Consider the following 26,111-nt stretch of genomic DNA (forward strand, 5'->3'; position numbering starts at 1 on the left):
GGGGACGCGCCGCCGGACGCATCTCCGGTCAGCTCGCGATCGACTTGGCGTGGACCCGCCAAGACTTCTGCGCGCTGCGGTGAATCTGTCGTGATCTTCACCGTCAAAATCTCCAACTTCAAGTGACATCTGGCAAGCGCTGATATGCCAGAGGGGAGCCCTCCGGGATTGCCCTGATGCAATCCCGTGCAGCGTCGATTTCCTTTGTTATTAGAGTGCGCTAATGCTCTAAGGTGAGCCGACGGCGCATATCGTTTCCCAGGCTGCTGCGCCGCTCAGGGGAGGACATCAAATTCGCTACGTCATCGCGATCATGTGCGTCGCCTTGTTCCTGATCTGGGACATGCTCTACAACCATGGCGACGCGACCGCCAAAGCCGTGCGCGAAGTGCATCGCATCGTCAGGATGGTCACGGACTGACGGATCTGCTGCCCGATCTCTGCTGCTGCCTTTTGCCCGATTGACGCGGGCCGAAAGCCGACCCAAAAGGCGCCAGCGAAAGCAGCAGAAGGAGTCGCGGCTTGATCCGGCACATCGTGTTTTTCAGTGCGCGGCAGAAACAGGACGTCGAGATGATCCGCGAGGAATTGTCGGCGCTTGGCAGCATTCCGCACTCGACGGTCTTCGAAGTGACGGTCAACACCAAGGTCGACTGGTATTCCGACGAGATCGACATCGTCGTCTATGCCGAGTTTGCCGACCAGGCAGCGCTGGACGCGTACAAGGCAGATCCGATCTATGACCGGACGACGCAGCGCGTGCGTCCGATGCGCGAACTGCGTTTTTCGGCGGACGTGGTTGCCGCATAAAAGCCGCGCAACAAAAAACGCGCTCCGGGAAGCCCGAAGCGCGTAACTGAATCTCAGGAAATTATGCCTTTTTGGCGCGGCCGCGTGTCTTGGCAGGTGCTGCCGCTGCCTTCGAGGACGCGGCAGCTGCCTTTCGTCCGAGGCCCAGCGACCTTGCGAGCTGAGAGCGCGCGGCGGCATAGTTCGGCGCGACCATCGGATAATCGGCCGGCAGGCCCCACTTGGCGCGATATTCTTCGGGTGTCAGCCCGAAATGAACCGAGAGATGGCGCTTGAGCGACTTGAACTTCTTTCCGTCCTCCAGGCAGACGATGTAGTCGGGGTGAACCGAGCGCTTCGGGTTCACCGCCGGCTGCTGGGCTTCGACAGGTTCTTCGGCGGGCTGATCGAGCGACAGGATCGAGGCGTTGATGCTGGCGATCAACTCTGGCAGGCCAGTTGCAGGAACCTTGTTGTTCTCTACATAGGCGCTGACGATATGGGCAGTCAGTCCTAGGATGTCGATCTTGCTATCACTCGTCATCGGCCGTCTCTCCGGGCAGTATTAAAAGCAAAATATGAGTCTAACCATTTGCTGAGCCGTATATCGGTGCAAATGGTGTCGGACGGCAAGCAAAATAATCTCACAAATTGAAGACCCCGGCCAGCGAATGCTGGCCGGGGTCTTTAATGTCGGAAAAATCGAAGATTAGAAAAAGCCCTTGCGCTGCCACCAGCCGCCTTTTTTCGGCTTGGCTTCGCCAGCGGCAGCTTCTTCGGTCTCGACGACCGAGGTGACGACAGGCGTCGCAGGCGCGATTGCAGCCGCGGCAGGGGGTTCAGTGCTGGGGGCTTCGGAGACGACCTCATCCTCGGCTGGGGCTGCGGCAGCCTTGCGACGTGGCGCACGCGGCTTTGCCGCCTTCTTTCCGGGCTTCGTTTCAGCTTCCGGCGCTGCAGCCTCGGCAACGACTTCGGCGGCGGGCGCTTCAGCGGCTGCTGCTTCGGCCTCAGCCTTCTTGGCCTTTGCCGAGCGGCGCGGCGCCTTCTTCGGCTTGGCTTCGATGACGGCCTCCGGCTCTTCAGCGGCAACCTCGACCACCGCCACTTCCGCCGTCACGACTTCGCTGGCAACGGTTTCGGCAGCGGCGCCTTCGTCGCCTGCGACCTGTTCGCTGCCTTCCGCCGACTGCTCGTCGTCTTCCTTGCGGTTACGCTTACCGCCACGCTTGCCGCGACGGCGCTTCTTGGCGGCGGCATCTTCGGCAGCGCTTGCGTCGACAGCGGCGATTTCACCGGCTTCCTCGGACACAACGGCTTCAGCGGCGACGTCCTCTTCGCCATCTTCGGCTTCGTTGGCCTCGCCAGCGACGACGGCACCTTCCTGAGGAGCGCCATGCTCGCGGTCACGGTCGCGGCCGCCACGGCGACGCCGGCGCTTGCGCCGCTTGCGGTCGTGCTGCTCGCCGCCTTCGGCCGCAGCCGGCTGCGGCGCGCGGGCGGGCTGCGCCTCGACGACGACGGTCTCTGCTTCCTCTTCGACGATCTCGTCTTCGATTTCCTCTGGCTCTTCATAGGCCGGAGCTGCGACGGGCAGGGCGAAGTTTGCCGGCTTCTCGGCAATGGCACCGCGGAAGATGGCGTGGTTCTGCGAACCGACGCTGTCATCGGCCTCGAGTGTGACGGTCACACCGAAGCGGTTTTCGAGATCGACCAGCGTCGAGCGCTTGTGGTTGAGCACGTAGAGCGCGGTCGCAACCGGCGTCTTGACCGTGATGTGGCTGCGCGAGTCCTTGAGCAGGAACTCTTCGATCGCGCGCACGACCTGGAGTGCCACCGACGAGTCCGAACGGACATGACCGGTTCCGCCGCAATGCGGGCAGGGCTTCATCGTCGATTCCAGCACGCTGGCGCGGATGCGCTGGCGCGACATCTCCATCAGGCCGAAATGCGAGATGCGGCCGACCTGGATGCGGGCGCGGTCGTTCTTCAGGCAGTCCTTGAGCTTCTTTTCGACCGCACGGTTGTTGCGGTTCTCCTCCATGTCGATGAAGTCGATGACGATCAGGCCGGCGAGATCGCGCAGCCTGAGCTGGCGCGCGACTTCCTCGGCGGCTTCAAGGTTGGTGTGAAGGGCGGTTTCCTCGATCGAGTGCTCCTTGGTGGAGCGCCCGGAGTTGACGTCGATGGCAACCAGCGCTTCGGTCTGGTTGATGATGATGTAGCCGCCCGACTTCAGCGTCACCTGCGGCTGGACCATACGTTCGAGCTGCGATTCGATGCCGCTGCGTACGAAGATCGGCGTGATGTCGCGGTAAGGCTGGACGACCTTGGCATGGCTGGGCATCAGCATGCGCATGAAGTCCTTGGCCTCTCGATAGCCGTCTTCGCCGGCGACCAGAACCTCGTCGATGTCCTTGTTGTAGAGGTCGCGCACCGATCGCTTGATCAGGCTGCCCTCCTCATAGACCAGTGCCGGGGCCGTCGACTGCAGCGTCAGGCTGCGGACGTTCTCCCACAGGCGCATCAGGTACTCGTAGTCGCGCTTGATCTCGGCCTTGGTGCGGCTTTCACCTGCGGTGCGCAGGATGACGCCCATGCCCTTCGGCACTTCGAGATCGGCAACGACCTCCTTCAAACGCTTGCGGTCCTGGGCGTTGGTGATCTTGCGCGAAATGCCGCCGCCGCGTGCCGTGTTGGGCATCAGCACCGAGTAGCGACCGGCGAGCGACAGGTAGGTCGTGAGAGCAGCGCCCTTGTTGCCGCGCTCTTCCTTGACCACCTGGACCAGCAGGATCTGGCGGCGCTTGATGACTTCCTGGATCTTGTAGTGGCGGCGAACCGGCTTGCGGCGGTTGCGCACCTCTTCGAGTGCGTCTTCGGCGCCGACCGATTCGATCTCGTGATCGTCGTGATGGGTCGAATGCACTTCCTCGATCACGCCGCCGTTTTCGTTTTCGGTGACCGTCGGCTCAGGTGCCCGCTCGGACACGACGTCGGCATCGACCGATGCGGCGATCGACGTCGGTTCGCGCTCGTCGGAACCGCCATTGCCTTCATCGCTGGACGTCTCTGTGGCGTGCTCGTCACCAGTGGCGTCCGAAGCATCGCTTGCGGCGATCGAATCGCCATCGTCCTCGGAAGACGCGCTGTCGTCGTCGCCCGAACCCTCCGGCTTGTTCTCGTCGTTGCGGTCACGGTTCTTGCCGCCGCGGCGCCTGCGGCGGCCACGGTTACGATCCTGGCTCTTGCTCTCGTCGCCGTCGTTGTTTTCGTCGTCCTCGTCCTCGGCTTCTTCCGCCTCGGCGCGCAGCAGCGCCTGCCGATCGGCAACCGGGATCTGGTAATAGTCGGGATGGATTTCGCTGAAGGCGAGGAAGCCGTGACGGTTTCCGCCATACTCGACAAAGGCAGCCTGGAGAGACGGCTCAACCCGCGTTACGCGGGCGAGGTAGATGTTTCCTTTGAGCTGCTTCTTGTCCTGTGATTCGAAATCAAATTCTTCAATACGGTTACCGCGAACAACGACAACCCGTGTTTCCTCCGGGTGGGAGGCGTCTATCAGCATCTTGTTGGGCATTATTTGTCCTCCCGGCAGCCGTCAGCTGCGGCCTGCGGGAACTCGTCCGCCGCCGTGGGGTCGCTGAAATGGGGGTGCCGGATGATTTTGCGCCCGCCGGTCGCAGCCAAAACGCCATGGCGGTGCCGCCCGCTGCCGTGATGGCGCGGTTACCTGCGGACCAGTCCATGATTGCGTCTGTGGCCAATGCGTGACCTTGCGGAACCTTGTTTCAAATCGAAGCCCGGGAATCCGGACCAGCTACTTTGCTCTTACAGAGCCGGCGCGGAACGGTGCCCGGGCCGTTTTTCCAACGCAGTCGCTACCCCGCCACGGGCCGCGCCTGCGAATCTCGTCGCGATCACTGAAACTGTCTCTGTTGCGAGCCGGGCCATCGCTCGTCGCGTGGTTCCCTAGCGGAAGGCGCTGGGGGCGCGGGCCCTGGATTGCAGTGATCCAATGTCGCTTTTATGATTTGGCGAGACTGAGCGCAACCCTGATTTCCGATGCCGGCAAAGGCGGATGCGGCGACGTCGGGGGGAGCATTCCGACAAAGACTCGGTTAACCTTCTCTGGTTACCACTCGTTAATCGAGGGGCCGCCTGTTCGGCCTGCGAATGGTAACGGCGTGCAATGACTGTACGCCTGCTTTTGGAGCGGCAAGACTGAGATGGGGCCTGCGGCATTGACTGGCAAGAGCTTCCCGTTCGGGGGCACTCAGCCCGGCGGCGCGGTTCGCCGCATCGTGTTCGCGGCTTTGGCGTTCCTCACCATCTTTGCCGGCATCTTTTGCCAGCCGGTAATCGCCGCCGACACGATCAGGACGCTCGACTACAAGATGGCGGGTGACGCGACTCATATGCGCATCGTCATGAATTTCGACAAGGAACCCGAACCGAAGTGGTTCTTGCTGCGTAGCCCGCATCGACTTGTCGTTGATCTTCCTGGTGCGACGCTCGCGATCGACGCCAGGGACTTGAAGCCGCGCGGTCTCATCAAAAGCGTGCGTTATGGCGCCGCGGGCGAGGGCGCCTCGCGGTTGATCGTGACCTCGAAGGGGCCGTTCAACGTCGAGAAGGTCGACATTCTCAAGAATGAAGACGGATCGGGTTATCGCCTGGTTGCCGACATCGCCGCCGCCTCGGAGCGCGAGTTCGATGCCGCGCTGGCCATCCAGGCTGAAACGACAGGTTCGACGACACCCAAGACCGACAGGCTCGGCAAGATCGCGCATCGCGGCGACCGCCCGTTCACCATCGTGCTCGATCCTGGCCACGGCGGCATCGACGGTGGCGCCGAAGGCCTGAATGGCACTGTCGAGAAGACGGTCACGCTCGCCTTCGCCAAGGAGCTGCAGGCCAAGCTCGCCGCCAACAAGGCCTACAAGGTCGTCCTGACCCGCGAAGGTGACGAGTTTCTCCGCCTCGACGACCGTGTTCGCATCGCGCGTCAGCAGGAAGCCGACCTGTTCATTTCGATCCATGCCGACACGATCCGGCTCAAGGGTATCCGAGGTGCCACCGTCTACACCGTCTCGGACAAGGCCTCCGACGCCGACGCGCAGGCACTGGCTGATCGCGAAAACCTCTCAGACCAACTGGCTGGCGTCGATGTCGCCGAAGAAGACCACGCGGTATCCGACATTCTTGTCGATCTGATCCGGCGCGAGACGCATGGCTTTTCGACGCGTTTCGCGCGCTCGCTGGTCGGTGAGTTGTCGCCGACGGTCGGCATGATCAACAACCCGCATCGTTCGGCCGGCTTCCGGGTGCTGAAGGCGCCTGATGTGCCGTCGGTCCTCGTCGAGCTCGGCTATCTCTCCAATCCGCAGGACGAAGAGCAACTGCGCAGCGCCGACTGGCGCGAGAAGGCCGCGACGAGCATTTCCAAGGCGGTGGCAGCCTTTGTTGCCGAGCGCGGCGCAACCGGCGGCTGAGTCGACTTGCCTGGCATGCTTGCTGGCATTGCCGGCAAGCGGCGGAACGGGCATTTCTAGTGTTTTCGGCCAGAATATTTGGCGCTTGCGGGCTGTTGCCGTATTTTGTCCACAACCGCGCGACATGGGTGGCCGTTAGCGGATCGGGACAGTACCTGCGGCTTGCGATGATGGCGGGTTGGTTTAGGGAATCCCCGGACCTTGTACTGGAGCGGGCATGATTCGTCTTATCGGCTATTTCTTCGGCATCGGCACGACGCTTGCGCTCGTCGTCGCAGCTGGCGTGGCGATCTATCTCGGCCAGCTGACCAAGGAGCTTCCCGACTACGAGGTGCTCGCCAAATACGAGCCGCCGGTGACGACGCGTGTGCACGCTTCGGACGGCGCGCTGATGGGTGAATTCGCGCGTGAGCGCCGGCTCTACCTGCCGATCCAAGCCGTGCCTGATCGCGTCAAGGCGGCGTTCCTGTCGGCCGAGGACAAGAACTTCTACAATCACCCCGGCATTGACGTGACCGGCCTTGGGCGCGCCGTGCTGACCAACTTCCAGAATTTCGGTTCCGGCCGCCGCCAGGTCGGTGCGTCGACCATCACCCAGCAGGTCGCCAAGAACTTCCTCCTGAGCTCGGACCAGACCTACGAGCGCAAGATCAAGGAAATGGTGCTGGCCTTCCGCATCGAGCAGGCCTACTCGAAGGACCGCATCCTCGAACTTTACGTCAACGAGATATTCTTCGGGCTCGGTGCCTACGGCATCGCGGGTGCCGCGCTGACCTATTTCGACAAGTCGGTCAACGAGCTGACCGTCGCTGAAGCCGCCTATCTCGCCGCGCTGCCGAAGGGCCCGTCGAACTATCACCCGTTCAAATATGCCGACCGTGCCATCGAGCGCCGCAACTGGGTGGTCGACCAGATGGTCGCCAACGGCTACGTGTCGCGCGAAGAAGGCGACAAGGCCAAGGCCTCGCCGCTTGGCGTGACGCCGCGCCGGACCGGCACCTATGTCTTCGCCGGCGAATACTTCACCGAGGAAGTGCGCCGCGAGCTGATCGCGCGCTACGGCCAGGACGCGCTCTATGAAGGCGGCCTGTCTGTCCGCACCACGCTTGATCCGAAACTGCAGGCCATGGCACGCAAGGCCATGCAGTCGGGCCTGGAGAAATATGATCGCCTGCGCGGCTATCGCGGCCCGGTCAAGAGCATCGACATATCTGCTGACTGGGGCACGGCGCTCGGCGAGGTCAAGGCGCTGGACGACATTCCGGAATGGCGTCTCGCCGTGGTGCTCGACGCCACGAAGACGGGCCTCGATATCGGCTTGCAGCCCAAGCGCGAGATATCAGGCGCGCTGTCCAAGGAGCGCGAGACGAGCACCGTTTCGAAAGACGACATGAGCTTTGCCATGCGCTACGTCGCCGACGGAAAGCGCGTGAAGGCCAACTCGCCCTCCGAAGTGCTGAAGGCCGGCGACGTCATCTATGTCGAGAAGAACGAAGGCGACAGCTATGCGTTGCGCCAGGTGCCGGAGGTGTCGGGCGGCCTCGTCGCCATGGACCCGCACACCGGCCGCGTGCTCGCCATGGTCGGCGGCTTCTCCTACTCGCAGTCCGAGTTCAACCGCGCGACCCAGGCGATGCGCCAGCCAGGTTCGGCCTTCAAGCCGTTCGTCTACGCGGCAGCACTCGACAACGGTTACACGCCGGCCTCGGTGATCATGGACGGCCCGATCACCATCCAGTCGGGCAATACCAGCTGGTCGCCGAAGAACTATGACGGCAAGGCGGCTGGCCCGTCGACCCTGCGCGCCGGCATCGAGCGCTCGCGCAACCTGATGACGGTGCGCCTCGCCAATGACATGGGTATGAAGACGGTTGCCGAATACGCCGAGCGCTTCGGTGTCTACGACAAGCTGGCGCCCTATCTGCCGATGGCGCTGGGTGCGGGCGAAACCACCGTCATGCGCATGGTTTCGGCCTATGCCGTGATGGCCAATGGCGGCCGCCAGATCAAGCCGTCGCTGATCGACCGCATTCAGGACCGCTACGGCAAGACCGTGTTCAAGCATGATGAGCGCGGCTGCGAAGGATGCGTCGCCACGGAATGGGCCAATCAGCCCGAGCCGGAACTTGTCGACAATTCCGAGCAGGTGCTCGACCCGATGACCGCCTACCAGATCACCTCGATGCTGGAGGGCGTTGTCCTGCGTGGTACCGCAACGACGCTGCTGTCGCTCAATCGTCCGATCGCCGGCAAGACCGGAACGACCAACGACGAGAAGGACGCCTGGTTCGTCGGCTATACGCCGAACCTCGTTGTCGGACTGTATATGGGCTATGACAAGCCGCAGGGGCTCGGCAAGGGCACCACGGGTGGCGGCCTTGCCGCGCCGGTGTTCAAGGATTTCATGACGACGGCACTCGACGGCACGCCCAAGAGCGACTTCGTCGTTCCAGCCGGCATGAAGCTGATCTCGATCGATCGCAAGACCGGCATGCAGGCAGCCGAGGGCGCGCCGGGCACCATCATGGAGGCCTTCAAGCCGGGCACCGGACCTGCCGACAGCTACTGGGTCATCGGCATGGGCGAAGATGGCACCAATGGCTACGGCGAAGCGCTGTCGCCGCAGGCCAGCAAGGCCATCAGCGAAGGCGGCGGCGGCCTCTATTAGGGCACCGATCGGCCGGCATCAGCTGGCACATCGAAGGGAACCGACAAATGCGCGTGGCTTGGCCGCGCGCATTTTGTTTGTAGCCTCGCTTGATAATATCCAAAAAGTTATATATCCTTTTAGTTATAGAATGCTGTTCGAGCCTGACGTCATGCGGGAACGCAAGCGGTCCGAAGCCATGCCGAACCTGCTCTGTCGAGGTGTCTGACGCGACAGCCGGCCGGAAACGGCGAGACAATTGCATATTCAGTGAGGAGAAGATGATGCAGAAGATCAGCCCGTTCCTGTGGTTCGACAACCAGGCTGAAGAGGCGGTGACGTTCTACACGTCGGTTTTCCGCAACTCCAAGGTCGGCAAGATGACCCGCTATGGCGAGGCTGGGCCCGGGCCTGCCGGCAGTGTCATGGTGGCCGAGTTCGAGCTCGAAGGACTGCAGTTCACCGCGCTGAACGGCGGTCCGATGTTCAAGTTCACCGAAGCGATCTCGATGAGCATCGACTGCAAGGACCAGGCCGAGGTCGACCATTTCTGGCACAAGCTGTCCGAGGGCGGCCAGCCGGGTCAGTGTGGCTGGTTGAAGGACAAATTCGGGCTTTCGTGGCAGGTCATCCCCGAGGCATTGCCGCGCCTGCTGGGCGACCCCGATGGCGCCAGGGCTGCCAGGGTCATGCAGGCGATGCTGCAAATGACCAAGATCGACGTCGCCAGGCTTGAAGCGGCCTATGCCGGCTAGGTGATCGACGCAGTGACATGGCGGATGGGCAGAGCTGAAGGCGCCTGCCCATTTTGCTTTACAGGGGACGACCTCATCCCTATGTTCCGCGCGGATTCAACAGCCGCCTTCGGGCGCGAAACAAGCAAAAAGAAGCAATCTCCATGCGCGCGGAAACGCAGAACATTGTCGACGAAATCAGGCAGGCGATAACCCTGCTGAGGAGGCATCTTTGACTGGGATCAAGCGGTAAAACGACTTGATTACCTGAACATGCGGGCAGAGGACGGCAACCTCTGGAACGACCCGCAGGAAGCCCAGAAGCTGATGCGCGAGCGCCAGTCGCTCGACGACAACATCAAGGCCATCAAGGGCCTGAGCCAGGCGCTGGACGACAATATCGGCCTGATCGAGATGGGCGAGGAAGAAGGCGACGCTGACATCATCAGCGAAGCGGAAACCGCCATCCGTTCGCTGGCCGGCGAGATCCGGGCGCGCCAGATCGAGTCGCTGCTGTCGGGCGAAGCTGACCAGAACGACACCTATCTCGAAGTGCACGCTGGTGCCGGCGGCACCGAGAGCCAGGACTGGGCCAACATGCTCTTGCGCATGTACACGCGCTGGGCAGAACGTCGCCGGTTCAAGGTCGAGGTACTGGAAGTCCATGACGGCGAAGAGGCCGGCATCAAGTCTGCCACGCTGCTGATCAAGGGCCACAACGCCTATGGCTGGCTGAAGACGGAATCGGGCGTCCACCGCCTGGTCCGCATTTCGCCCTATGACAGCAATGCGCGCCGCCACACTTCGTTCTCGAGCATCTGGGTCTACCCGGTGGTCGACGATTCGATCGAGATCGACGTCTCGGAATCGGATGTGCGCATCGACACCTACCGTTCGTCGGGCGCCGGCGGCCAGCACGTCAACACCACCGACTCGGCGGTGCGCATCACACACATCGCCACCGGCATCGCTGTTGCCTGCCAGGCCGAACGTTCGCAGCACAAGAACAAGGCCAAGGCCTGGGAAATGTTGCGCTCGCGCCTCTATGAGGAAGAGCTGAAGAAGCGCGAAGCCATCGCCAACGCAACGGAATCGGCCAAGACCGACATCGGCTGGGGTCACCAGATCCGCTCCTACGTGCTCCAGCCTTATCAGCTGGTGAAGGATCTGCGCACCGGCGTCGAAAGCACCAGCCCGTCCGACGTCCTCGACGGCGACCTCGACGACTTCATGGAAGCGTCGCTGTCGCAGCGCATCGAAGGCGGGGCAGGGCAGGCGGTTGCCGATCTGGACTAGCCCTTTCCGGCATCACCCTGTCATCGCTAAAGCGTGATGACCGGGTTGCCCCTGGACGGAACATTTCAGGTAGGATTTCGTTAAGCGTGCGGGAGCAGGATTCGCTTGGGAGGTAATCTCAGGGGATGACGCTATGCGTCCAGAAAACCTCCGTCTGCGCCGATACATCCTTGCACTGTCCACGCTCGCGCTGATTTCGCTCAGCACGCCGCTCGCTCTATCCCACGACGCGCCGAAAGGCTGGACTTATCCCTTCGCTTGCTGTTCCGGCTACGACTGCCGTGAGGTGCCGAAGCAGGCGATAAGCGAGCGGCCACAAGGCTATGTCATCGAGGGCACTGGCGAGGTGGTGACCTACCAGGATGCACGGATCCACGAATCGCCTGATGGCCGATATCATTGGTGCTCCGTCGCGGGTGCCGATGACAGCAAGACCATCTGCCTGTTCGTGCCGCCGAAGTCCTACTGACAATCCTGACAGCCGTTCTGCTGACACCAGCGTGTCAGCAGCCCCTCGCTATGGTGCGCCGTCGCAGGAAAGCGACCCAAAACGACATGCGAGGAAGACCAGGATGGTGATCAAGGGCAGCTGTCACTGCAAGGCGACCATGTTTGAGGTAACGGAGGTGCCAGAGACGGTGACCTTCTGCACCTGCACGTTCTGCTCCAAGCGCGGCGCACTCTGGGCCTATTACACGCCCGCCCAGTTCAAGCTCGTCAGTCCGCCGGAAAACGTTGCTTTCTACGCGCGCGGAGAGAATGTGGTGAAGCATGGCTTCTGCGCCGTCTGCGGTTGCGGCACCTTCACCGAGACACCCGACTGGTCGACCGGCGAAGCTGATTTCGACAACCCCAAGGTCAGCGTCAATGCACGCCTCTTCGATGACTTCGACCTCGACAAGATCGAAGTCGTGATGGTCGACGGCAAGAACCTCTGGTAGCCGACTAGATTGTCGTGCGGGCAGGCCGGAGTTTGCCCATTTGTCACTGCTTCCGTTCCGTTTTTCGCCGTATTTCATGCTACAAGGCCGGTGAAGGGCTTTGCGCGGAACGCCCGATGCGTTTCGCGGTACGGAGAGGGACATATCCTGATGAAGAAGACAGTGATTTTCGCGCTGGCTGGCAGCATGCTCGTCGGTGCGTGCACGACCGATCCTTATACCGGTCAGCAGAAGGTTTCGAACGCCGCGGCAGGCGCTGGTATCGGCGCACTCGCCGGCGCCGGCCTTGGTCTGCTCGCCGGCGGCAATGACCGCCGCAACGCGCTGATCGGCGCTGGTGTCGGCGCTCTCGCCGGTGGTCTCGCCGGCGGCTATATGGACCGGCAGGAATCCGAGCTGCGTGCCCAGCTGCAGGGCAGCGGCGTCAGCGTCACCCGCGCCGGCGACCAGATCATCCTGAACATGCCGTCGAACATCACCTTTGCCACCGACCAGGACGCGGTGAAGGCCGGCTTCTACAACACGCTGAACTCGGTGGCGCTGGTGCTCAAGAAGTTCAACCAGACCACCGTCGACGTGTTCGGTCACACCGATTCGACCGGCGGCGACCAGCACAATTTCGACCTGTCACAGCGTCGCGCGTTGTCGGTCGCCAACTACCTTGGTGCCCAGGGCGTCGATTCCAGGCGCTTTGCCGTTACCGGTTTTGGTGCGACTCGCCCAATTGCGTCCAACGCGACTTCGGAAGGCCGCGCGCAAAACCGCCGCGTCGAGATTCAGTTGTCGCCGCTCACCTGAGCTGCAGACCGGAAAACTCATGAAGGAGACGGCCCCTTGTGGGGCCGTTTTTCATTGAGCGCCGGTGCGAAAAACATGGCGCGCTGACGAAGCCGTCTCGACTGAACGACATCAGGATGGGTGTAGCAGCAAAAGAAAATGGCCCCGTTTGGGGCCATTTTGCTGGAGCGTCTTGTCGCTCAGATGTTTGTCGCGATGAGCATGAAGGCTGGCATGTCGTCGCCGAAGCCGACAGTGCGGTCGTCTTCTTCCTCGCGCTGATGGCGGCGATTGCCACGATGATCGTCGCGTCGCGGCCGGTCCTCGTGCTCGCGGTGTTTGCGATCGGCATTGCCGTTCCTGATCGCTTCCTTGCGTTCACGGCGCTCGTTGATGTCGGCAACGACGTTGTCTGCAGGCGCTTCGGCTGCCACGATGGCGGCAGCCTCGACAACCGGTGCCTCGTCACGCGGCCTGCGGTCGCGCTCGCGGCCTGGCTTGTCCTTGCCGCCGGCGCGACGTGGCGCGCCACGGCCGCGGCGCGGAGCCTCGTCGTCGCCTTCGCTGGCAACGACAGTCGACAGGTCACCGTCGTGCCATTCGATCTTGTTGCCGATCAGCTTTTCGATGGCGTCGACATATTTGGTGTCGGAACGCGTCGCGATGGTGAACGACTTGCCCGAGCGTCCGGCGCGACCGGTACGGCCGATGCGGTGGACGTAGTCCTCTGCATGGATCGGCACGTCGTAATTGAAGACGTGGCTGACATCAGGGATGTCGAGGCCGCGCGCGGCAACGTCCGACGCTACGAGAAGGCGCAGTTTGCCGTCGCGGAAATTGGACAGCATGGTCATGCGCGCTCGCTGGTCCATGTCGCCATGCAGCGCGCCGGCATCGAAGTCGTGCTTGACCAGCGAGCGGAACAATTCCGAGACATCGACCTTGCGGTTGCAGAAGATGATCGCGTTCTTGATCTCGTCGCCTTCCGCCTTGATCAGGCGGCGCAGGGTCTCGCGCTTGTCCCAGGGCTTGGGGCCGGATTTGGCAAGGCGCTGGGTGATGTTGACGGCGGTAGAGGCCGCCTTGGCAACCTCGACACGCACCGGCGCATGCAGGAACTGCTCGGTGAGCTTGGTGATTTCAGGTGGCATCGTCGCCGAGAAGAACAGCGTCTGGCGCGTGAACGGGATCAGCTTGCAGATGCGCTCGATGTCGGGGATGAAGCCCATGTCGAGCATGCGGTCGGCCTCGTCGATGACGAGAATCTCGACGCCGGTCAGCAGCAGCTTGCCGCGCTCGAAATGGTCGAGCATGCGGCCGGGCGTGGCGATCAGGACGTCGGCGCCGCGCTCGAGCTTCTTTTCCTGCTCGTCGAACGACACGCCGCCGATCAGCAGCGCGATGTTCAGCCGGTGGTTCTTGCCGTACTTGACGAAGTTCTCCTCGACCTGCGCCGCGAGTTCACGCGTCGGCTCAAGGATCAGAGTGCGTGGCATGCGCGCACGGGCGCGGCCCTTTTCGAGGCGCGTCAGCATCGGCAGCACGAACGAAGCCGTCTTGCCGGTGCCTGTCTGGGCGATGCCGAGAACGTCCTTGCCCTGCAGCGCGTGCGGAATCGCGCCTGCCTGGATCGGCGTGGGCTGAGTGTAGCCCGCGTCGGTGACTGCGGAAAGGACCTTCGGCGAAAGGCCGAGGTCTGCGAAGGTCAACGCTTCTGGAGCGGTCTGAGTGTCTTCGGACAAGTGTGTTGGCTGTCTTTGCTCGTTCAAGGGCGCGGCACGCTGGCCACGACAGGCGCAAGCCGCCTGCAATATGCCGCAACGCGATAGGCGTAAGTGCGCGATTTGTCAACTCAAACTGGCACACACGTGGCGATTGCAGCTGAATACTTCCAGCTGTGGCCCAATGGTCAGTATTTGAATTGCTCGGCCAGGATGCGTTCGCTCCAGGAATGGCCCGGGTCGAACAGCAGCGTCGCGGTGTGCACAGCGGATTCCCGAACTTCCACTGAAACCACAGACTTGACCTCGGTATGGTCGGCAACTGCGTTCACCGGCCGCTTTTGCTCTTCCAGAATGTCGAAGCGAACAACCGCCGTCTTGGGCAGCAACGCACCGCGCCAGCGCCTGGGTCGGAACGGGCTGACCGGGGTCAGGGCCAGCAGCGGCGCATCGAGCGGCAGGATAGGGCCGTGGGCCGACAGATTGTAGGCAGTGGACCCTGCCGGCGTCGCCACCATGACGCCGTCGCAAATCAACTCGTTCAGCCTGACCTTGCCGTCGACCGAAATGCGCAGCCGGGCTGCCTGGTAGGATTGGCGCAGCAGCGAAACCTCGTTGATCGCCAGCGCTTCCCTTGACGTGCCGGTGTCGTCGACGGTCATCATTTCCAGCGGCCGGATGGTTTCGGGCACCGCAGCCGCAAGGCGCTCGGGCAGGGCGCCTTCGCGGTACTCGTTCATCAGGAAGCCGACCGTGCCGCGGTTCATGCCGTAGACACGCTTGCCGGTACTCATCGTCTCGCGCAGCGTCTGGAGCAGAAACCCGTCGCCGCCCAATGCGACGACAATATCTGCCCGGTCATGAGGTATCTGGCCATAGCGCTGGGCGAGCCGCTTGGCCGCGGCATCCGCCTCCGCGGTGCCTGACGATGCAAACGAAAATGTCAGCGACTTGGCGTCCATGTGCTCCCTGGCGGCGGTCCGAACGCCGATGCCGGCCGCCGGCAACGGGGTAGCACGCTGATTTGCCAAAGCAAAGGGAGCTAGCCGGCCTGCGCCAGCCTGGCGCTGGCTGCTCAACCGCCGGCCGAGCGGATGATCGAGCACATGCCGGTGCGGACAACGTCGTTGGTGGTCACCTGGCCCGGCTGGATGTCGAACACGGCGTTGACCAGGGTGCCGCCGCCCTGGCTTCGAGCCACAACACGCAATGTCTGCAGCCGGCCGCTGCCCGAAGTGTCTTGATAGGCGTCGATCGCCCCGAGTTCCTTGTTGACCGTGATGCCGGAGAAGCCCTCGGCGGCGATTGCCTGGGCGAGGCGCTTCAGGGCCTGCGCCTGTTTGACCTTGGGAAACGACTGCGAGCTTTTGAAGGAAACCGCCGTAACCAGCGGAATGCCGCTGACCTTGAAGTTCTTTTCGCATGTCTGTGCCTGAGCTACGGAAACGGTGATCGCCGCCAGGGCAGAGGCGACCAAGACTTGCTTTAGCATTTGCTACTCCATGGACGGGGATTCGATGTCGTTCGGGCCTACATTCCGCCTTCGGCCTCGGGAAGGTCAAGTATCCGCCTCGACAAAGACTGTGCCGGAGGCAGGCGTACATTTCCACGGGGCTCACACCACTTACGCATTCCGTCAGCGAGATACATCCATGGCCGGATCGCAAAGCGTTAAGCTTCGCTCGCTATCTAGCTCTGCATTCGGACCCGGACATGGAAGGGGATCGTCGTGTGGAAGATCACGTTCAAGGCCAGCCTGGTCACCATCGCCGTCATCCTCGTGACCCAGGTCGTTTCGTTTTCGATCCGTCATTCAGCCGGCCAGTCCTTCACGGCGTTCGTCTTTGCTATGAATTCGATCCTGCCGGTGCTGACGGCGTTTCCTGCGGCATTCCTGATCTTCTGGCAGAACGAGAAACTCAGCCGTGCGCTTGCCGAACTGTCGCAAGCCCACATGCAGTTGAAGGCAAAAGCAACGCACGACCACATGACCGGGCTGCTGAACCGCGAGGCATTTTTCGAGAAATCGAAACAAGCCAGGCGCAAATGCGATTCCGGCGCGCTGCTTCTGATCGACGCCGACAATTTCAAGAGCATCAACGACACCTTTGGCCACCTCGTCGGCGACGAGGCGCTCAAGCTGATCTCGAAGGCGCTACGTTCGGCGATCCGCGAAAACGACCTGGTCGGGCGTGTCGGCGGTGAGGAGTTCTGCGCCTTCCTGCCAACCACAGGTCCGGATGAGGCGGCCGCTGTCGCCGAGCGGATCCGCGTCGAGGTCGAGCGGCTTGCATTCTATCCGGTGGAAGGCCGCCCGCATCGCCTGACGGTCAGCATCGGTGCGGTCGTATCCGCTGGGCAGCAACCAACATCGCAGCTCATGCGCCTTGCCGACCGCTGCCTCTATGAGGCCAAGGAACAGGGGCGCAATCGTGTGGTGTTTGCCAGTCCGGTGGTGCCGGTTGTCTGAGGCCGTCTTGCGGGGGGCCAGGGTCAGCCGATGCCGGTGACATAGTGCAGGTAGATGGCGAGCACGATAAAGCCGATGATCGTGGCGATTCCGGTCCAGTCGACCCGCGCCTCTTTCATCTGGCGGAAAAGCTTGAGCAAAAGCAGCCACGCGACAATCACCACCACGGCAATAATCACGAACCTGATCATCCATCACCTCCAGCGCCGGCGTTCATGCTGCCTGCGATCTGGATATAGTGGGCGCGAGGCTTCAGTTTTAGGGCGCGGGGCCTGTGCGCATCTGGGGATGCCGCGCGGCTCGCCCGAAATTGTCTTTACTGGACCGCAAAATATGCTAACCGGGGCGAATTGCCCTTGTAGCTCAGCTGGTAGAGCAGCGGTTTTGTAAACCGAAGGTCGCGGGTTCGATTCCTGCCGGGGGCACCAGTTCTTCTTACTCAGCAGCTTCCGCATCCGTCTTGGCGACGGCGTCCTGGCAGATGTCGCACCATTCGGCGCTGACGAGCGTTGCCATGCGCTCGACGCCGATTCGCACTGCGGCGTTGGTGGCGCCGGCCGCCGGCACGACTTCGTCATAGGCACGCAGCGATACGTCGCAATAGATCTTGAGCGGTGTTGCCAGGCCGAACGGGCAGACGCCTCCGACGGGATGTCCGGTCAATTCCGCCACCTGCTCGACGTCCAGCATGCGCGGCTTGGCGCCAAAGGCGTCGCGGCATTTGCGGTTGTCGATGCGTGCATCGCCGCGCGCGACGACAAGGACCACCCGCTCGCCGACGCGCATGCAGATGGTCTTGGCAATCTGGGCGGGCTCGACGCCGTGCGCCTCGGCCGCCAGCGCCACGGTTGCCGAGCTTGTCTGTGTCTCGATGACGTCGATGTCAGGGGCGTTTTCGGCGAAGAAGGCTTTCACGGATTGCAGGCTCATGATCGTTCCAGCGCTGGTCATTGCGAATGAGGTGACTTCAGCCGTTGTCACGCCGCTGTCAAGTTAAGGCGATGGCTGACGCGGATCGGCGTATTGAACTATCCGCAAAAAAGATTCTCGGTGGTCGTGAACCTTTCGGGTGCTGGCCACGACTGACTGGCATGAGGCGGAGAAACGCCTCCCAGATCAACCGAAGGAGAGCACCATGTCTTTCAAGAGCAAGATGATTTCGGGCCTTATCGCAGCCACCGTCGTCGCAACCGGCCTCATCGGCACCGTCCAGCAGTCGTCTGCCGGTGGCCTGACCCGCGCCGAGGCTGCAGCCCTTGCCGGCGCCGGCGGTTTCATCGCCGGGGCGATCATTGCCGGCGGCCACCGCCCGGCGCCTGGACCCTATTACGACGCCTATTACCCGGTCGACCCTTACGACAGCCACGTCCAACGCTGCTTCGCGCGCTACCGCAGCTACGATCCGCGCACCGACACCTATGTTGGCTATGACGGCCGCCTGCGCTACTGCCGCCTGTAGTCGGAACCAGATTGCATTGTGGGAGAGGGGCAACCCTTCTCCCACCAGGCGCTTTCAGAGACCCGGCACCGTGCCTTCGGGCGAGCCGCCGATCATCCTGGTCAGTTCTGCTGCGGCGTCGCGGACGATCGGGCCGATTTCGCCGAGACGTTCCGAGGTCACGCGCACCGTCGGCCCGGAAACCGAAACGCCGCCAATGGGTTCGCCGAATTCGTTGAACACCGCGGCAGCGATGCAGCGCATGCCGGGATAACGTTCTTCGTCGTCGACAGACCAGCCGCGGCTGCGGATCTTCTCGAGATCGCGGGCAAGCAGCGCCGGTTCAGACAGTGTCCTTTCCGTATAGGCGTCGAGCCCGGCCTTGCGCACGATGGCATTGACCCGCTCGCGGTCGAGATGGGCAAGCACTGCCTTGCCGATGCCCGAGGCATGGAAGGGGCTGCGCGTGCCCGGCCGGAAGAAGGCGCGGATCGCCTGATGTGTCTCGACCTGGCTGACGAAGACCACGCAATCGTCTTCGGCGACGCCGAGATTGGCGGTTTCCCCGGTTTTTTCCATGAGCTCCTGCATCACCGCGCGTGCGCGGTCTACGAGCTTGCGCCGGCGCAGGAAGGCTGCCCCCATACGATAGGTCTCGACCCCGATCGACCACAACTGGCCGTCGCTGTCGAATTCGACCATGCCATGGTTCTGCAAGGTGGTCAGCATGCGATAGGCGGTCGCGGCGGCAAGGTCGGACGCAGCCGAAATCTCGCTCAGCGACAGGCCGTCACCGTGTGCGACGATGGCGAGGATGCGCAACGCCCGGTCGAGCGACTGCACTGATCCTGCGTCCGATGCCGGTTGGAATGCGCGGGGCCGTCCGCGTTGTCGTTTTTCCATCGTTGCCATTGCGTCGCTCCAGTTGCTTTTAAAAAACTTTTTCATCCAAATTGGCGAGCGATGCAACGAAAAATGAAAATCGAAGCAAAATCATATGGTAAGCGCTGACTTCAATGCATGAAAAAATATTTTGAAAAAATTGCAAAATGCGGTCGTCGATGACACGATCAGCCAACATCAGTTTTCAGTTGGAGGTAAGACCATGGCCAGGATGCGCGCTGTCGATGCAGCGGTCCTCGTTCTTGAGAAGGAAGGCATCTCGTGTGCCTTCGGTGTGCCGGGTGCGGCCATCAACCCGTTCTATTCAGCGCTGAAGGCGCGCGGTACCGTCCGGCACGTCCTGGCCCGCCACGTCGAGGGCGCCTCGCACATGGCCGAAGGCTATACCCGCGCCAAGGCCGGCAACATCGGCCTGTGCATCGGTACGTCGGGTCCGGCCGGCACCGACATGATCACCGGCCTGTATTCGGCATCCGCCGACTCGATCCCGATCCTCTGCATCACCGGCCAGGCGCCGCGTGCGCGGCTGAACAAGGAAGACTTCCAGGCCGTCGACATCGCCGCGATCGCCGCCCCGGTGACCAAGTGGGCAGTCACCGTCATGGAGCCGTACCTGGTTCCGATGGCGCTGCAGAAGGCCTTCTATCTCATGCGTTCGGGTCGCCCGGGCCCGGTTCTGGTCGACCTGCCGGTCGACGTCCAGCTCGCCGAGATCGAGTTCGACATCGACGCCTATGAGCCTCTCTCCATCCACAAGCCGGCGATGACGCGGGCCCAGGCCGAGAAGGCGCTGTCGATGCTCAACCAGGCGGAGAAGCCGCTGATCGTTGCCGGCGGCGGTGTCATCAATGCCGATGCCTCGGACCTGCTCATCGAATTCGCAGAAATCACCGGGGTTCCGGTCGTTCCCACCCTGATGGGCTGGGGCTCGATCCCCGACGATCATCGCCTGATGGCCGGCATGTGCGGCCTGCAGACGTCGCACCGCTATGGCAACGCGACAATGCTGGCCTCGGACTTCGTTCTCGGCGTCGGCAACCGCTGGGCCAACCGTCACACCGGTTCGGTCGACAAGTACACCGCAGGCCGCAAGTTCATTCACATCGACATCGAGCCGACACAGATCGGCCGTGTCTTTGCGCCCGATCTCGGCGTGACGTCGGATGCCGGCGCGGCCCTGAAGATCCTTCTCGACGTCGCCACCGAGTGGAAGACGGCAGGCAAGCTGCGTGACTGGTCGGGCTGGGCCAAGGAATGCCAGCAGCGCAAGAAGACGATGAAGCGCAAGACCCATTTCGACCAGGTCCCGCTCAAGCCGCAGCGCGTCTATGAGGAGATGAACAGGGCATTCGGCCGCGACACAACCTATGTCACCACCATTGGTCTGTCGCAGATCGCCGGCGCGCAGTTCCTGCACGTCTACAAGCCGCGCAACTGGATCAATTGTGGCCAGGCCGGCCCGCTCGGCTGGACCCTGCCGGCAGCGCTCGGCGTCCGTGCCGCCGATCCGGACCGCGACATCGTCGCCTTGTCGGGCGACTACGATTTCCAGTTCATGATCGAGGAACTGGCCGTCGGCGCCCAGCACAAGCTGCCTTATATCCATGTCGTCGTGAACAACGCCTATCTCGGCCTGATCCGCCAGGCGCAGCGCGGCTTCCAGATGGACTTCGAGGTCAGCCTTGCCTTCGAGAACATCAACCGCGCGGACGATCCAGAGGCGGGGTATGGTGTCGATCACGTCGCGGTTGCCGAGGCCATGGGCTGCAAGGCGGTCCGCGTGCGCAAGCCGGAAGAGTTCGCCGCAGCCTTCAAGCAGGCCAAGCAGCTCATGAAGGAGCACCAGGTGCCGGTCGTTCTCGAGTTCATCCTCGAACGCGTCACCAACATCTCCATGGGCGTCGAGATCGACAATGTCGTCGAGTTCGAAGAGCTTGCCGAGAGCAACGAAGACGCGCCGACCGCAATCATGCTGCTCGACTGATTTTTCGAGGAAACAACAATGCCCAAGTTTTCAGCCAATTTGTCGATGCTCTTTGGCGAGCATGACTTTCTCGATCGCTTCGACGCCGCCGCGCGCGCCGGCTTCAAGGCCGTCGAATACATCGCGCCTTACGATCATGCGCCCGACGTCGTTGCCGCGCGCCTCAAGAAGAACGGCCTGACGCAGGCTCTGTTTAATCTGCCGCCTGGCGACTGGGCGGCAGGCGAGCGCGGCATCGCCGTGCTGCCAGACCGAATCCACGAGTTCCGCCAGGGCGTCGCCAAGGCGATCAGCTATGCGCATGCGCTCGGTTGCGAGCAAGTGAACTGCCTGGCCGGCATCGCGCCTGCCGGCAACGCCCGCGACGTGCTGGAAAATGTCTTCGTCGAAAATCTCGCCTTCGCGGCAGAAAAGCTAAAGACGGCGGGCATCCGCCTGCTGATCGAACCGATCAACACCAGGGACATCCCCGGCTTTTTCCTGAACACCACCAAACAGGCGCTCGGCATCATCGACAGGGTCGGCTCGGACAATCTCTTCCTGCAATACGACATCTACCACATGCAGATCATGGAGGGTGATCTCGCCCGCACCATCGAGGCCAATCTGACCCGCATTGCGCATGTGCAGCTGGCGGACAATCCCGGACGTCATGAGCCGGGCACGGGCGAGATAAACTACCCGTTCCTCTACGAGCATCTCGACCGCATCGGTTACACCGGCTGGGTCGGCGCCGAATACAAGCCCAAGGCCGGAACGGTCGAAGGCCTGGGCTGGTTTGCTGGATTTGCCGACAAGGGCAGCGCCGCTGCCTGAGCGCGCGGCCACTGGAATAAAAGGAATACGAAAATGGAAAAAATCGGATTTGTCGGCCTGGGCATCATGGGCGCGCCGATGGCAGGTCACCTGCTCGACGCCGGTTATGAAGTCATCGCCAGCGATCATCGTGGCGCGCTGCCGGCCGAGCTGGTTGGCAAAGGGTTGAAGGCGGTCAGCGGGCACCAGGCACTGGCCAAGGCTGCCGACATCATTATCCTGATGGTGCCCGATACACCGCAGGTTGCTGACGTGCTGTTCGGTGAAAACAGTGTTGCGTCAGGCCTGTCCAAGGGCAAGCTGGTGATCGACATGAGCTCGATCTCGCCGATCGAGACCAAGGAATTCGCCAAAAAAATCAACGCGCTTGGCTGCGACTATCTCGACGCACCGGTGTCAGGCGGCGAGGTCGGCGCCAAGGCGGCATCGCTGACGATCATGGTCGGCGGCGAGGAGAAGCCGTTTGAGCGCGCCCGTCCAGTGTTCGAGAAGATGGGCAAGAACATCACGCTCGTCGGGCCCAACGGCGTCGGCCAGACCACCAAGGTTGCCAATCAGATCGTGGTGGCTCTCACCATCGAGGCCGTCGCCGAGGCGCTGGTCTTCGCTTCCAAGGCGGGCGCCGACCCGGCAAAGGTTCGACAGGCGTTGATGGGCGGACTGGCTGCCTCGCGCATCCTCGAGGTTCACGGTGACCGCATGGTCAAGCGCACCTTTGCGCCGGGCTTCCGCATCGAACTGCATCAGAAGGACCTCAATCTGGCGCTTCAGGGCGCCAAGGCGCTCGGCGTATCCTTGCCCAACACCTCGATGACGCAGGAGCTGTTCAATTCCTGCGCCGCCAACGGTGGCGCGAAGGAAGACCATTCGGCGCTGGTGCGTGCGCTCGAGCGCATGGCCAATTTCGAAGTCGGCTCGGAAGCGGCCGACGCCAAAGGCAAGGCGGTATAGGAGGGGAAGCCACGGCGCAACGTTCCCACGCCGTGATCGTCCCGGCACTGTCGAGGACCGGGCTCCAGCGGCGACGTTGGAGCCCGTTCCGCGTTTCGTAGGGACAACATCACTTGGCGGCTAGAACCGACCATGTCGCGCCGGCACCGCTTGAAACGACGATGGCGCTGGTGCCGGTGACGGCGACCATGCGGTTGGGTGCCTGCGCGTCCAGGTGCAGGATGTATCCGGCAGGGTCGGGGCCTTCGCCCACTGCCTTGAAGTCCGGCGCCGCCTCGGTGGCGCGCAACAGCCCACGCCCCGGCGCGAACGCGTAGATCGTGCCGTCGGCGGCCAGCTCCACCGTGGTTACCGGCGCGCCGCCGAGGGCGAGCTGTTGCCAGTTTCTCGCGCCGTCACGGCTCACCATCAGCCCGTCTTCGGTTGCGGCGTAGACGATATCAGGGTTTGTTGGCGAGACCGCGAGATCGATCAGCTTTGCCGGCGCGTCGCCTGCGATCGTCCAGCTCTTTCCGCCGTCATGGCTGGCCTGGATCGCCCCATATGAACCGTACAGCACATCCGGATTAGATGGGCTGACGGCCAACTGATGGAAATCGACGGGGCCGTCGACACCGGGCGCGATCTGCTGCCAACTTTTTCCCGAATCGTCTGACCTGATGAAGCCGAGATTGCCGCCGCCCTTTGGATGCCCGCTGGCAAACAGGATCGTTGCGTCGGTCGGGTGCGGCGTAAAGCCCATGAAGTCGTCTCGGCTGTCCGACACCGGCGTCACCGCGCCGTCGAGCGCCGCCTTCATCAGGCCGTGATGGGTGGCAACCAGCACGCTCGACGAATCGGCGCGGTCGAAGGCGAGGCCATGAATATGCGTCTTGCCAGCCAGATCGGTGACGCCTAAGCCCTGTCCCCGTCGCGTGTAAGGCGGTTCCAAGCGCGAAAAAAAAGCTGACAGGAAGGCGCCAATTGGGGGGCGGCTGGCCATGGCGAAACTCCGTTGCGCCATGGAAATTACGGCTTCCTCCAGGTGGAAGGTCAAGGGGCCGGGGAGGGCCGGAGCCGTCACTCTTGGAGTGTGAAGTGGTCGATGTTGGCAGATAGCTGTTCAAGGGCCGGAATCAGCACGCCATCATTGAATGCCCTTGCCAGAAAACCCGGCATCCATCGTTCGTCAGCGAAGGTACATATGAGCCGAAAGTGCATATCTGACAGCGCCATCCCCCTCAATGCCTCGGGCGTAGAAGGGAGCCGGCGTGTCGTCTGGTCCTCACGCTGAAGGAACGCACCAAAATCGCCGGCGTCCGCGAGCCCATTGGCCAATCTCACAACGGCCGATCTGGCCGTAGAATGATACTCCATTGTCTCCTTGTTGTAGAATTCGCTTGGTGACATCGACCCAAGCAGTTCCACTGTGTTTGCACAGGCGACCAGCCAATCCTCTTTGGTCGCGAACTTGCGTGGCATCCGCAGCGCTAGCCGTTGCCAGCCAGGAAGCGTCGAGCCGCATACAGCGACACAGCCGCTGCGTTCGACACGTTGAGCGAGTGGATGGCGCCCGGCATGTCGAGGCGGGCAAGTGCCGTCACGGTTTCGCGCGTCTTCTGACGCAGGCCCTTGCCCTCGGCGCCGAGCACCAAAGCGACCTTGTCGCCGGCAAACGCCTTTTCGAGTTCCGCCGGGCCTTCCGAATCAAGCCCGATCGTCTGGAAGCCGGCCTCGTGCAGCACGCCGAGCGCGTCGGCGAGATTGCGCACCTCTATCATGTCGATGTGCTCGAGCGCGCCGGAGGCCGATTTGGCCAGTACGCCGCTTTCGTGCGGACTGTGGCGCTGCGTTGTGATGAGCGCGCCGGCGCCGAATGCTACTGCAGAACGAATGATCGCCCCGACATTATGGGGGTCGGTCACCTGGTCGAGCACCAGAATCAGCGGCGAATCGCCCAGTGCCGACAGCGCCTTGGCCTTCAGCGGCTCGGCTTCGATCAATACGCCCTGGTGGACGGCGTCGGTGCCGGTGATCTTGTCGATGTCCTTCGGCTCGACCAGTTCCGTGGCAAAGGGCAGGGCGCCGATGTCGGCAATCTCCAGCCGCTCGGCGGCATTGCGTGTCACCAGCATGCGGCTGATCTTGCGGCGTGGATTGTCGAGTGCCGCGCGCACCGTGTGCAGGCCATAAAGCCGCACCAGGCCGTCAGGAGCATTCTCGCCCGGAGGCAGCGGACGCTTGGGCCTGAAGGCGGGTGCCCCGCCGCTTTTCTGGTCGCGGCCATTCTTCTGATCGCGGAAGGTGCGACGCAGCTTGGCATAGTGGCTGTCTTTGGGTGTTCCGGGCTTTTTCGTATCGTTCATGCGCCTGCTATAGCCGCCACGCCTGGCTTTGGATACGGCCCGTTAGTCGGCGCTTTGAATAATCCGCATGAAAACGCACCATGTCCGGTTGACAGGCCAAAACCTTGTCGCCATAAGCCCACCCAGATTTCGGGGCAGGGCGCTTCGCCACGAACCGGGATCGGAAATGCCTCGTAGCATGGCTCCGGCAAAGCAGTTGGAGGAGTGCCCGAGTGGTTAAAGGGGACGGACTGTAAATCCGTTGACTCAGTCTACGTTGGTTCGAATCCAACCTCCTCCACCACTGCCGGCCCGGAAGCCATAAAACGTTGCCTCAAAGGATGGTTACATCTTTTGGATGCAATGCGCGGCAAGGAATACCAGGGCGTGCTTCGCTCCTGAACAGGCGCGTGACGCTCAGGGGCGCGGGTATAGCTCAATGGTAGAGCAGCAGCCTTCCAAGCTGAATACGCGGGTTCGATTCCCGCTACCCGCTCCAGGCTTTTCGCCGAAGCAAGAAGCCTTTTATTTGCATCCGCTTGTCCCCATATGTGCGTCCAGCACTGAAAGAGAAGCACTGCTTTTGGCCTCGACGTGGTCGTTTGGCCAAAAGGCGCTTGTCTTTTTCGACCTTTATCGGTAATCGCCCCGCATCCGACCGGAACCAAGGTCCCGATGCTCAAGGAAAGAGACAATGGCAAAAGGTAAATTCGAGCGTAACAAGCCTCACGTGAACATCGGCACGATTGGTCACGTTGACCACGGCAAGACGTCGCTGACTGCTGCGATCACGAAGTATTTCGGCGAGTTCAAGGCCTACGACCA

Annotated in this window: 24 protein-coding genes, 3 tRNA genes and 1 pseudogene; 17 read left to right on the forward strand and 11 right to left on the reverse strand. The window is 62.3% G+C overall.

Annotated elements, in window-relative coordinates:
* Positions 1–522 precede the first annotated feature (522 nt).
* Positions 523–810, forward strand: a complete 288-nt coding sequence (locus tag HNQ95_RS27515; RefSeq protein ID WP_154384181.1) for a Dabb family protein — start codon at positions 523–525, stop codon at positions 808–810.
* A gap of 61 nt (positions 811–871) precedes the next feature.
* Here HNQ95_RS27515 and HNQ95_RS27520 read toward each other — a convergent pair whose 3' ends face one another.
* Entirely contained in the window at positions 872–1,333 is a 462-nt protein-coding gene (locus tag HNQ95_RS27520; protein ID WP_067961820.1) for a Ros/MucR family transcriptional regulator, read from the reverse strand.
* Between the two features lie 165 nt (positions 1,334–1,498).
* Positions 1,499–4,369, reverse strand: a complete 2,871-nt coding sequence (locus HNQ95_RS27525) for an Rne/Rng family ribonuclease (RefSeq protein ID WP_182575679.1) — start codon at positions 4,367–4,369, stop codon at positions 1,499–1,501.
* Between the two features lie 649 nt (positions 4,370–5,018).
* On the opposite strand from HNQ95_RS27525, the gene HNQ95_RS27530 reads away from it, so the two are divergent.
* The 7 genes from HNQ95_RS27530 to HNQ95_RS27560 all read left to right on the forward strand — a co-directional run bounded on the left by HNQ95_RS27530 (position 5,019) and on the right by HNQ95_RS27560 (position 12,700).
* Positions 5,019–6,284 carry an N-acetylmuramoyl-L-alanine amidase gene (locus HNQ95_RS27530; protein ID WP_182575680.1) on the forward strand — a complete coding sequence of 422 codons (1,266 nt, stop codon included), beginning with the start codon at positions 5,019–5,021 and terminating at the stop codon, positions 6,282–6,284.
* 217 nt (positions 6,285–6,501) lie between these two features.
* A complete protein-coding gene (locus tag HNQ95_RS27535) occupies positions 6,502–8,952 on the forward strand; it encodes a penicillin-binding protein 1A (RefSeq protein ID WP_067961823.1) in 2,451 nt (816 codons plus the stop codon).
* 263 nt (positions 8,953–9,215) lie between these two features.
* Positions 9,216–9,686: a VOC family protein gene (locus HNQ95_RS27540; RefSeq protein WP_067966506.1), complete on the forward strand. Its 471-nt coding sequence runs from the start codon at positions 9,216–9,218 to the stop codon at positions 9,684–9,686.
* A 143-nt stretch (positions 9,687–9,829) separates the two neighbouring features.
* Positions 9,830–10,961, forward strand: a protein-coding gene (gene prfB / locus HNQ95_RS27545) for a peptide chain release factor 2 (protein ID WP_154384183.1) whose coding sequence is annotated in 2 segments (ribosomal slippage) — positions 9,830–9,895 and positions 9,897–10,961 — 1,131 coding nt in all. Because the reading frame shifts where the segments join, the coding sequence is not laid out codon by codon here.
* 133 nt (positions 10,962–11,094) lie between these two features.
* A complete protein-coding gene (locus HNQ95_RS27550) occupies positions 11,095–11,430 on the forward strand; it encodes a cupin domain-containing protein (RefSeq protein ID WP_246341005.1) in 336 nt (111 codons plus the stop codon).
* Between the two features lie 103 nt (positions 11,431–11,533).
* A complete protein-coding gene (locus HNQ95_RS27555) occupies positions 11,534–11,902 on the forward strand; it encodes a GFA family protein (RefSeq protein WP_067961826.1) in 369 nt (122 codons plus the stop codon).
* 150 nt (positions 11,903–12,052) lie between these two features.
* Complete coding sequence (locus HNQ95_RS27560; RefSeq protein WP_067961829.1) at positions 12,053–12,700, forward strand: YiaD family glycine zipper/OmpA-like lipoprotein; 648 nt, start codon at positions 12,053–12,055, stop codon at positions 12,698–12,700.
* A 179-nt stretch (positions 12,701–12,879) separates the two neighbouring features.
* Here the strand turns inward: HNQ95_RS27560 and HNQ95_RS27565 are convergent, their stop codons facing one another.
* From HNQ95_RS27565 to HNQ95_RS27575, 3 genes are all read right to left on the reverse strand, one after another.
* Positions 12,880–14,421 (reverse strand): DEAD/DEAH box helicase, encoded by a 1,542-nt coding sequence (locus HNQ95_RS27565; protein WP_067961831.1) that lies wholly within the window; start codon positions 14,419–14,421, stop codon positions 12,880–12,882.
* 167 nt (positions 14,422–14,588) lie between these two features.
* Positions 14,589–15,362, reverse strand: coding sequence for an NAD kinase (locus tag HNQ95_RS27570; protein ID WP_182575681.1), 774 nt, complete (start codon positions 15,360–15,362; stop codon positions 14,589–14,591).
* A gap of 113 nt (positions 15,363–15,475) precedes the next feature.
* Positions 15,476–15,892 (reverse strand): hypothetical protein, encoded by a 417-nt coding sequence (locus tag HNQ95_RS27575; RefSeq protein WP_067961833.1) that lies wholly within the window; start codon positions 15,890–15,892, stop codon positions 15,476–15,478.
* Between the two features lie 237 nt (positions 15,893–16,129).
* On the opposite strand from HNQ95_RS27575, the gene HNQ95_RS27580 reads away from it, so the two are divergent.
* Entirely contained in the window at positions 16,130–16,870 is a 741-nt protein-coding gene (locus HNQ95_RS27580) for a GGDEF domain-containing protein (RefSeq protein WP_067961835.1), read from the forward strand.
* 23 nt (positions 16,871–16,893) lie between these two features.
* Here the strand turns inward: HNQ95_RS27580 and HNQ95_RS27585 are convergent, their stop codons facing one another.
* Complete coding sequence (locus tag HNQ95_RS27585; RefSeq protein WP_165915959.1) at positions 16,894–17,061, reverse strand: hypothetical protein; 168 nt, start codon at positions 17,059–17,061, stop codon at positions 16,894–16,896.
* 161 nt (positions 17,062–17,222) lie between these two features.
* Here HNQ95_RS27585 and HNQ95_RS27590 point away from each other — a divergent pair.
* A tRNA-Thr gene (locus HNQ95_RS27590) sits at positions 17,223–17,298 on the forward strand.
* Between the two features lie 7 nt (positions 17,299–17,305).
* Here the strand turns inward: HNQ95_RS27590 and HNQ95_RS27595 are convergent.
* Positions 17,306–17,800, reverse strand: a complete 495-nt coding sequence (locus HNQ95_RS27595) for a YbaK/EbsC family protein (RefSeq protein ID WP_067961836.1) — start codon at positions 17,798–17,800, stop codon at positions 17,306–17,308.
* A 205-nt stretch (positions 17,801–18,005) separates the two neighbouring features.
* Here HNQ95_RS27595 and HNQ95_RS27600 point away from each other — a divergent pair, with 205 nt between their 5' ends.
* Positions 18,006–18,329, forward strand: a complete 324-nt coding sequence (locus HNQ95_RS27600) for a BA14K family protein (protein ID WP_067961838.1) — start codon at positions 18,006–18,008, stop codon at positions 18,327–18,329.
* Between the two features lie 54 nt (positions 18,330–18,383).
* Here HNQ95_RS27600 and bhcR read toward each other — a convergent pair whose 3' ends face one another.
* A complete protein-coding gene (gene bhcR / locus HNQ95_RS27605; protein WP_067961840.1) occupies positions 18,384–19,220 on the reverse strand; it encodes an HTH-type transcriptional regulator BhcR in 837 nt (278 codons plus the stop codon).
* Positions 19,221–19,413: 193 nt separating this feature from the next.
* Between bhcR and gcl the strand changes: the two genes are divergently transcribed.
* From gcl to HNQ95_RS27620, 3 genes and pseudogenes are all read left to right on the forward strand, one after another.
* The gene (gcl, locus tag HNQ95_RS27610; RefSeq protein WP_182575682.1) at positions 19,414–21,195 is read left to right on the forward strand and encodes a glyoxylate carboligase; all 1,782 of its coding nucleotides are present in this window, start codon (positions 19,414–19,416) and stop codon (positions 21,193–21,195) included.
* An 18-nt stretch (positions 21,196–21,213) separates the two neighbouring features.
* Positions 21,214–22,011 (forward strand): 2-oxo-tetronate isomerase, encoded by a 798-nt coding sequence (gene otnI, locus HNQ95_RS27615; RefSeq protein WP_067961844.1) that lies wholly within the window; start codon positions 21,214–21,216, stop codon positions 22,009–22,011.
* A 27-nt stretch (positions 22,012–22,038) separates the two neighbouring features.
* Positions 22,039–22,962, forward strand: a pseudogene (locus HNQ95_RS27620) (2-hydroxy-3-oxopropionate reductase); the annotation flags it as partial.
* Between the two features lie 109 nt (positions 22,963–23,071).
* On the opposite strand, the gene HNQ95_RS27625 reads toward HNQ95_RS27620, so the two are convergent.
* The 3 genes from HNQ95_RS27625 to rlmB are packed head-to-tail and all read right to left on the reverse strand — an operon-like array spanning position 23,072 to position 25,307.
* Complete coding sequence (locus HNQ95_RS27625; protein ID WP_182575684.1) at positions 23,072–24,025, reverse strand: F510_1955 family glycosylhydrolase; 954 nt, start codon at positions 24,023–24,025, stop codon at positions 23,072–23,074.
* The gene (locus HNQ95_RS27630) at positions 24,022–24,423 is read right to left on the reverse strand and encodes a hypothetical protein (RefSeq protein WP_067961849.1); all 402 of its coding nucleotides are present in this window, start codon (positions 24,421–24,423) and stop codon (positions 24,022–24,024) included. Before HNQ95_RS27630 ends, HNQ95_RS27625 begins: the two co-directional genes overlap by 4 nt.
* 8 nt (positions 24,424–24,431) lie before the next feature.
* Complete coding sequence (rlmB, locus tag HNQ95_RS27635) at positions 24,432–25,307, reverse strand: 23S rRNA (guanosine(2251)-2'-O)-methyltransferase RlmB (protein WP_182575685.1); 876 nt, start codon at positions 25,305–25,307, stop codon at positions 24,432–24,434.
* A gap of 198 nt (positions 25,308–25,505) precedes the next feature.
* Between rlmB and HNQ95_RS27640 the strand changes: the two genes are divergently transcribed.
* From HNQ95_RS27640 to HNQ95_RS27650, 3 genes are all read left to right on the forward strand, one after another.
* Positions 25,506–25,590, forward strand: a tRNA-Tyr gene (locus tag HNQ95_RS27640).
* Between the two features lie 121 nt (positions 25,591–25,711).
* Positions 25,712–25,785: transfer RNA gene (locus HNQ95_RS27645), tRNA-Gly, on the forward strand.
* Positions 25,786–25,980: 195 nt separating this feature from the next.
* The coding region (locus tag HNQ95_RS27650) for a GTP-binding protein (protein WP_246341008.1) at positions 25,981–26,111 on the forward strand (131 nt) is incomplete at its 3' end.

The sequence above is a fragment of the Aminobacter ciceronei genome (assembly GCF_014138625.1).
Classification (GTDB): Bacteria; Pseudomonadota; Alphaproteobacteria; order Rhizobiales; family Rhizobiaceae; genus Aminobacter; species Aminobacter ciceronei.